This is a genomic window from Hydrogenophaga sp. (assembly GCF_022844385.1).
Taxonomy (GTDB): Bacteria; Pseudomonadota; Gammaproteobacteria; order Burkholderiales; family Burkholderiaceae_C; genus Hydrogenophaga.
Genome location: NZ_JALHLX010000154.1, coordinates 1 through 7031, shown reverse-complemented (window position 1 = coordinate 7031; position 7031 = coordinate 1). Strand labels below are relative to the sequence as shown.

General features: G+C 61.1%; 8 protein-coding genes and 1 tRNA gene. 8 read left to right on the top strand and 1 reads right to left on the bottom strand.

Going from position 1 to position 7031, the window contains the following annotated elements; translation table 11 throughout:
• On the bottom strand, window positions 1–66 hold a 66-nt coding region (locus tag Q0C59_RS17520), incomplete at its 3' end, for a bL21 family ribosomal protein (protein ID WP_407066568.1).
• A gap of 268 nt (window positions 67–334) precedes the next feature.
• Between Q0C59_RS17520 and Q0C59_RS17515 the strand changes: the two genes are divergently transcribed.
• From Q0C59_RS17515 to Q0C59_RS17480, 8 genes are all read left to right on the top strand, one after another.
• On the top strand, window positions 335–1264 hold the full coding sequence (locus Q0C59_RS17515) for a polyprenyl synthetase family protein (RefSeq protein ID WP_291217927.1): 930 nt from the start codon (window positions 335–337) through the stop codon (window positions 1262–1264).
• Window positions 1265–1313: 49 nt separating this feature from the next.
• Window positions 1314–1390, top strand: a tRNA-Pro gene (locus tag Q0C59_RS17510).
• A 211-nt stretch (window positions 1391–1601) separates the two neighbouring features.
• Window positions 1602–3296 (top strand): type IV-A pilus assembly ATPase PilB, encoded by a 1695-nt coding sequence (pilB, locus tag Q0C59_RS17505; RefSeq protein ID WP_370654524.1) that lies wholly within the window; start codon window positions 1602–1604, stop codon window positions 3294–3296.
• A 32-nt stretch (window positions 3297–3328) separates the two neighbouring features.
• Window positions 3329–4546: a type II secretion system F family protein gene (locus Q0C59_RS17500; protein ID WP_069047506.1), complete on the top strand. Its 1218-nt coding sequence runs from the start codon at window positions 3329–3331 to the stop codon at window positions 4544–4546.
• Window positions 4546–5409, top strand: coding sequence for an A24 family peptidase (locus Q0C59_RS17495; RefSeq protein ID WP_291217920.1), 864 nt, complete (start codon window positions 4546–4548; stop codon window positions 5407–5409). Before Q0C59_RS17500 ends, Q0C59_RS17495 begins: the two co-directional genes overlap by 1 nt.
• Window positions 5406–6023 (top strand): dephospho-CoA kinase, encoded by a 618-nt coding sequence (gene coaE / locus Q0C59_RS17490; RefSeq protein WP_291217918.1) that lies wholly within the window; start codon window positions 5406–5408, stop codon window positions 6021–6023. Before Q0C59_RS17495 ends, coaE begins: the two co-directional genes overlap by 4 nt.
• A 42-nt stretch (window positions 6024–6065) precedes the next feature.
• Complete coding sequence (gene zapD / locus Q0C59_RS17485) at window positions 6066–6821, top strand: cell division protein ZapD (RefSeq protein ID WP_291217916.1); 756 nt, start codon at window positions 6066–6068, stop codon at window positions 6819–6821.
• Between the two features lie 13 nt (window positions 6822–6834).
• Window positions 6835–7031 (top strand): DNA gyrase inhibitor YacG (locus Q0C59_RS17480; protein WP_407066567.1); only part of this gene is annotated, 197 nt, incomplete at its 3' end.

The window sequence follows — 7031 nt, the reverse complement described above, 5'->3', positions numbered from 1 at the left end:
TACTTTAATTTTTTCGCCAGCAGCAACACGATACTGTTTGCCACCGGTTTTTATGACCGCGTACATATGAACCTCTTGTAAAAATTCCACGAATGGAAATCCAGCGGACCCAATTCCGCCGAGCCCGCGAGTTTAGCATGCCCTCCAGCTCCCGGCAAGGGCGTCCCGCACCCACCCGCCAGACGTCTCCTCCACGCCCGGATGCCCCGCGGGGCATCGGCTCGTTTCTATAATCCACACGGCCCGGCATCCTCCCATCACCATCTACCCGGCCTGAATCTTGACGACCCCCATTCCGAAACCCGGCAACCCGCTCGAACTGATCCAACCGGACATGGCCCGGGTCGATGAAGTGATCCACGAACGGTTGACCACCGAAGTGCCGCTGGTCAGGGAAGTGGCGCAATACATCATCTCGGCAGGGGGCAAGCGCTTGCGGCCAGCCTTGTTGTTGATGCTGAGTAACGCCATCGGGAGCGAAAGCCCGCACCGGCACTCGCTGGCCGCAGTGGTCGAATTCATCCACACGGCCACGCTGCTGCACGATGACGTGGTGGACGAATCCACCCTTCGCAGGGGACGCGAAACAGCCAACGAGCGATTTGGCAATGCCGCGAGCGTGCTGGTGGGCGACTTTCTGTACTCACGCGCATTCCAGATGATGGTGGACGTGAATGACATGCGGGTCATGCAGGTGCTGTCCGACGCCACCAACGTCATTGCCGAAGGCGAGGTGCTGCAACTCATGAACATGCATGACGCCTCCATTGACGAAGCAGCTTACTTGCGGGTCATCCGGTCCAAGACCGCCAAACTCTTCGAGGCCAGTGCCCGGCTCGCAGCAATCCTGGCCAAAGCCGACGGACCGACCGAGGCCTTGTGCGCGAGCTACGGGCAGGCACTGGGAACAGCCTTCCAGGTGATTGATGACGTGCTCGACTACGAAGGCAGTGCCGAAGAGTTGGGAAAAAACCTGGGCGACGACCTGCGCGAGGGCAAGGTGACCTTGCCCATCATCTGCGCGTTGCGAACGGCGTCTGATGCTCAAAAGCAGCTGATCAGGCAAGCCATTGAACAGGGCGATGTCGCCCACCTTGATGACATCCGCTCGATCATTCTCGATACAGGCGCATTGAAAGAAGCTCGAGCCAGTGCGGACGCCGAAGCACAGCGTGCCATCGATGCCGCGAAGCAGCTTCCCGACAACGAATACAGCGCCGCCTTGCTACAATTGGCGGCGGATCTGTTGGGGCGCCGCTCCTGATATCCAGAGCGGTGCGAGGCCGCTTTTTCATTGACCCGCCGGGTTCATTCGGGGTGTAGCTTAGCCAGGTAGAGCGCTACGTTCGGGACGTAGAGGCCGGAGGTTCGAATCCTCTCACCCCGACCAGTTTGGACCCACAAGTCAAGCCGGAACAGGGCCCGATGAACGGGGCATTTCGCACGACCGGCGCGGGGGCCGCAACCTTGATACAACGCCCATCGGCGCGAATCCGCATATTCAGCACAACTTGCCTCCAAATCGGCGGCCAAGTCGTTGATTTACGCTAGATTACGAGGCTATGGCGTCCGTCGAATCTGTTACCCAGGAAACTCCGTCCATGGCTCTGCCGGGCTTGGGCCGCGCATTGGTGTCGGCCGGCAAGCTCGGGCAAAAAGCGGCTGAGGACCTGTATCGGAAAGCGCAGAGCGGTCGCTCCAGCTTCATCGCTGAGTTGACGGGTTCAGGCGCTGTGTCGGCAGCAGACCTTGCGCACACCATGTCGGCCGCGTTCTCCGCCCCCCTGCTGGATCTGGATGCCATCGATGTGCAGCGCCTGCCCAGCGGCCTGCTGGACGCCAAGATCTGTGCCGACTACCGCATCGTTGTTCTGAGCAAGCGCAACAACCGCTTGATGGTGGCCACGGCCGACCCTGCCGATCAGCAGGCGGCAGAAAAAATCAAGTTCGCCACGCAGATGGGCGTGGACTGGGTGATTGCCGAATACGACAAGCTCAGCAAGCTGGTGGATGCGCAGACCACCAGCGTCTCGGAGACCATGGACAACATCATCGGAGGCGACTTCGAATTTGATGAAGCGTCCACCGAATCCGTGGTCGCGGACGCAAACGACAAGGCCTCCGAGGTCGATGACGCTCCCGTGGTCAAGTTTCTGCACAAGATGCTGATCGATGCGTTCAACATGCGCGCTTCCGACCTGCATTTCGAGCCCTATGAGCACACTTACCGTGTGCGTTTCCGCGTGGATGGCGAACTGCGGGAGATCGCTTCGCCACCCATCGCCATCAAGGACAAGCTGGCTTCGCGCATCAAGGTGATCTCCCGCATGGACATCTCCGAGAAGCGAGTGCCCCAAGACGGCCGGATGAAACTCAAGATCGGTCCGGACCGGGTGATCGACTTCCGGGTCAGCACGCTGCCCACTCTTTTCGGCGAAAAGATCGTGATTCGTATCCTGGACCCCAGCAGCGCCAAGGTGGGCATCGATGCATTGGGCTACGAACCGGAAGAAAAAGAGCGCCTGATGGCGGCCATCGCGCGACCTTACGGCATGGTGCTCGTGACCGGGCCCACAGGTTCGGGCAAAACCGTGTCGCTCTACACATGCCTGAACATCCTGAACAAGCCCGGCATCAACATCTCGACCGCCGAAGATCCCTCGGAGATCAACTTGCCCGGGGTGAACCAGGTCAACGTGAACGAAAAAGCCGGGCTGACGTTTGCGGCCGCCTTGAAGGCCTTCCTGCGGCAAGATCCCGACGTCATCATGGTTGGTGAGATTCGCGATCTTGAAACGGCCGACATCTCCATCAAAGCGGCGCAAACCGGCCACATGGTGCTGTCGACCTTGCACACCAACGATGCGCCGACCACGTTGACCCGGATGATGAACATGGGCATCCCCACGTTCAACATTGCGTCCAGTGTCATCCTCATAACGGCCCAGCGGCTGGCCCGCAAACTGTGCGTAGTCTGCAAGGCACCCCTGGATGTGCCCCGAAAAGCCCTGATTGACGCAGGCTTCAAGGCCGATGACCTTGACGGCACGTGGACGCCGTACCGTCCGGTTGGATGCTCTGGCTGCAACAACGGCTACAAGGGGCGGGTCGGCATCTATCAGGTGATGCCGATCTCAGAAGAAATTCAACGCATCATCCTGCGCGGCGGAAGTGCGTTGGACATTGCCGTGCAGGCTGGAAAGGAAGGCGTTCGCACACTGCGCGAATCCGGACTGCTCAAGGTCAAACTGGGCATGACTTCGCTCGAAGAAGTGCTCAGCGTGACCAACGAATGACGCCGCGCCTGACACACGCTTGAGAGGACACCATGGCAACCGCTGCAACCAAGAGCATCAAAGACGTCGTTTTCGAATGGGAAGGCAAGGACCGCAACGGCAAGACGGTGCGCGGCGAAACCCGTGCTGTGGGTGAAAACCAGGTGCTCGCGGCGCTGCGCCGCCAGGGCATCATCCCGAGCAAGGTGAAGAAGCGCCGCATGAGCTCGGGCAAGCGCATCAAGCCCAAGGACATCGCGATCTTCACGCGCCAGCTGGCCACCATGATGAAGGCGGGCGTTCCTTTACTGCAGGCTTTTGACATCGTCGGCCGCGGCAACCCCAACCCGAGCGTGACCAAGCTGCTCAACGACATCCGCACCGATGTTGAAACTGGCACCTCGCTGAGCGCGGCGTTCCGCAAGAACCCGCTCTACTTCGACAGCCTGTATTGCAATCTGGTCGAGGCGGGTGAAGCCGCCGGTATTCTGGAAGAGCTTCTGGACCGTCTTGCGGTCTACATGGAGAAGACCGAAGCCCTCAAATCGAAGATCAAGTCGGCGCTGATGTACCCCATTGCCGTGGTGATCGTGGCTTTTGTGGTGGTGGCGGTGATCATGATTTTCGTGATTCCCTCGTTCAAGGAAGTTTTCAGCTCTTTCGGTGCCGACCTTCCTGCCCCCACCTTGTTCGTGATCGCGATGAGCGAGTTTTTCACCGAGTACTGGTGGTTGATCTTTGGTGGACTGGGCGGCGGTTTCTATTTTTTCATGCAGGCTTGGCGCCGCAATGAAAAGGTGCAGCGGTTCATGGACCGTGTCTTGCTCAAGCTGCCGATCTTCGGTGTGCTGATCGAGAAGTCCGTGATTGCTCGCTGGACCCGTACGCTGTCGACCATGTTCGCTGCCGGCGTTCCGCTGGTGGAAGCACTCGACTCGGTGGGCGGTGCTTCGGGCAACTCCGTTTACGCAATCGCCACCGAGCGCATCCAGCAGGAGGTGTCCACCGGCACCAGCCTGACCAACGCGATGACCAACGCCAATATCTTTCCGTCCATGGTGCTGCAGATGTGCGCCATCGGGGAAGAATCGGGCTCGATCGACCACATGCTTGGAAAGGCAGCCGACTTTTACGAGGCGGAAGTGGACGACATGGTGGCCGGCATCTCCAGCCTGATGGAGCCCATCATCATCGTGGTGCTGGGCACGGTCATCGGTGGCATCGTGGTGTCGATGTACCTGCCCATCTTCAAATTGGGTCAGGTGGTTTGATGCTCGGTGCGGGTGCGCTGGAGGCGGCGCTGCTGGGCCTCCTGGGCTTGCTGGTGGGCAGTTTTCTCAACGTGGTGATACACCGCCTGCCCAAGATGATGGAGTTGCACTGGGCGGCCGAGTGCGCGGGGCTTCACCCCGACAACGCATCGGTGGCCGACACGGAGGGCGCTGCAGTCGAGTCGTTCAACCTCATGGTGCCACGCTCACGCTGCCCACAGTGCGGCCACCAGATTCGCTGGTTCGAAAACATCCCCGTTTTCAGCTACCTCGCGTTGCGAGGCAAGTGCAGCCAGTGCACGGCGCCGATCAGCGCACGCTACCCGGCGGTGGAGCTGACCTGCGCGGCTCTCTTTGCCTGGTGCGGCTGGAACTGGGGTGGCAGTTGGGAGGCGCTGGCCTGGTGTGGGTTCTCTGCAGCGGTGCTGGCCTTGGCCTGCATTGACTGGGACACCACCCTGCTGCCAGACGACATCACGCTGCCGCTGCTGTGGGCTGGCTTGTGCGCCGCCGGGCTGAAGTTGACCGACACCACCTTGCCCGATGCCCTGTGGGGCGCGGTGGGTGGCTACCTCTCGTTGTGGCTGGTTTACTGGGCCTTCAAACTCACCACCGGCAAGGAAGGCATGGGCTACGGCGACTTCAAACTCTTCGCCGCATTGGGCGCCTGGTTTGGCTGGCAGGCCCTCATCCCCATCATCCTCATGGCCTCGGTCATCGGGGCAGTGATCGGCATCGCCATCAAGTTCAGGGGTGAACTGCGGGAAGGCGGGTACGTGCCCTTCGGCCCCTTCCTGGCACTCGCCGGCCTCACCGCCATGATCTTCGGGCCATCGGCCATTCTGGCTGTGATCGGCTTGTGAACACGGCCACATCCGCGCGTCAAGTCCTCAAGCTGGGGCTCACCGGCGGCATCGGCAGCGGCAAGAGCACGCTGGCAAGAATGCTCCAATCAATGGGCGCTGATGTGATCGATGCGGACGCAGTGTCGCGCGCTACCACGGCCAGCGGAGGAGCAGCCATTGCTGCGATCGCCCACGCTTTTGGCCAAGAATTCATCGACACTGACGGCGCACTTGACCGGGCGCGCATGCGTGCCCTGGTGTTCTCGCAGCCTGAGCAACGCAAGGTGCTGGAGAGCATCGTCCATCCCTTGGTGGGTCAAGAGATACGGCAACAAGCGCTGCAAGCCACATCCAGCGTCCTCATCTTCGACGTGCCGCTGCTGGTGGAGTCGCCGCACTGGCGAGTGCAACTGGACCGGTTGCTGGTCGTTGACTGCCTTCCTGCCACCCAGGTTCGCCGGGTGATCCAGCGCAGCGGTTGGGACCTGGCCACCATCGAAGCCGCCATGCGAAACCAGTGCTCGCGTGAGCAACGCCTGGCCGCTGCGGACTGCGTGGTGTTCAACGAGGGTGAGGGCCTGGACAACCTGCAACATCTGGCCCGGGCGCTGGCGAAACGGTTCGGGCTATGATGAACGCCCACCCGCTGCCCCGCCCTGCGAACCCACGCTGCTGTGATCCTGTACGAATACCCTTTCAACGAACGCATCCGCACCTACCTGCGACTTGAACAACTGTTCCGGCGCATGGTCGAACTGGTTCCGCGCCAGCACCCGTTGGACCACCACTTCGCGATTCAGACCATCTTCGAGATCATCGAAGTGGCTTCCCGGGCGGACATGAAGTCCGACGTTCTCAAAGACCTCGAGCGGCACAAGCAGCAACTCATCTCCTACCGTGGCAATCCGATGATCTCGGAGCAGGCGCTCAACGAAGCCATCGGCCAACTGGAGGACTGCTTTTCGCAGCTCAGCGGTCTGGTAGGCAAGACTGGCCAGTCCCTGACCGAGAACGACTGGCTGATGAGCATCCGCAGCCGCATCGGCATACCCGCGGGCACCTGTGAATTCGACCTGCCGGCTTACTACAAGTGGCAACACCACAGCGCCGCAGAACGCCAGGCAGATCTGCAGCGCTGGTCGGTGCCGCTGGCGCCGCTGGCCGAATCCATCGTGCTGCTGCTCAAGATGCTGCGCGATTCGGGTTCGCCGCAAAAGGTCGTGGCGCCGGGTGGGCAGTTCCAGCAAACCCTGCCCCAAGGCCGCACCTTCCAGTTGCTGCGCCTGCGCATGGACCCGAACTCTGGCCTGATTCCCGAGATCAGCGGCAACCGCCTGATGTTGTCGGTGCGCATGATGCGCCAGGGCGATGACGACCGCCTGCACTCGGCACAAGACGACACCGCGTTCGAGCTGACGCTCTGCGCCTGAACGTTTGCGCCGGATGCCCATGTCAGCGAACGCCAGCACCAGCCCACAGAAGATCGTACGTTGCCCCGGATGTGGCGGCCCGAGCATCTACGCGCCCAGCAACGCCTTCCGGCCATTCTGCTGCGAGCGCTGCAAGAACATGGACTTTGGCGCCTGGGCCACCGAGAGTTTCAAACTGCCCGAGCAGGACAGCCAGAACGATGCGGACTA

Excerpts from the sequence above, each read along its gene's own strand:
- Q0C59_RS17515 (WP_291217927.1), top strand. The coding sequence starts at position 335 with ATGGCCCGGGTCGATGAAGTGATCCACGAACGGTTGACCACCGAAGTG.
- pilB (WP_370654524.1), top strand. The coding sequence starts at position 1,602 with ATGGCTCTGCCGGGCTTGGGCCGCGCATTGGTGTCGGCCGGCAAGCTC.
- Q0C59_RS17500 (WP_069047506.1), top strand. The coding sequence starts at position 3,329 with ATGGCAACCGCTGCAACCAAGAGCATCAAAGACGTCGTTTTCGAATGG.
- Q0C59_RS17495 (WP_291217920.1), top strand. The coding sequence starts at position 4,546 with ATGCTCGGTGCGGGTGCGCTGGAGGCGGCGCTGCTGGGCCTCCTGGGC.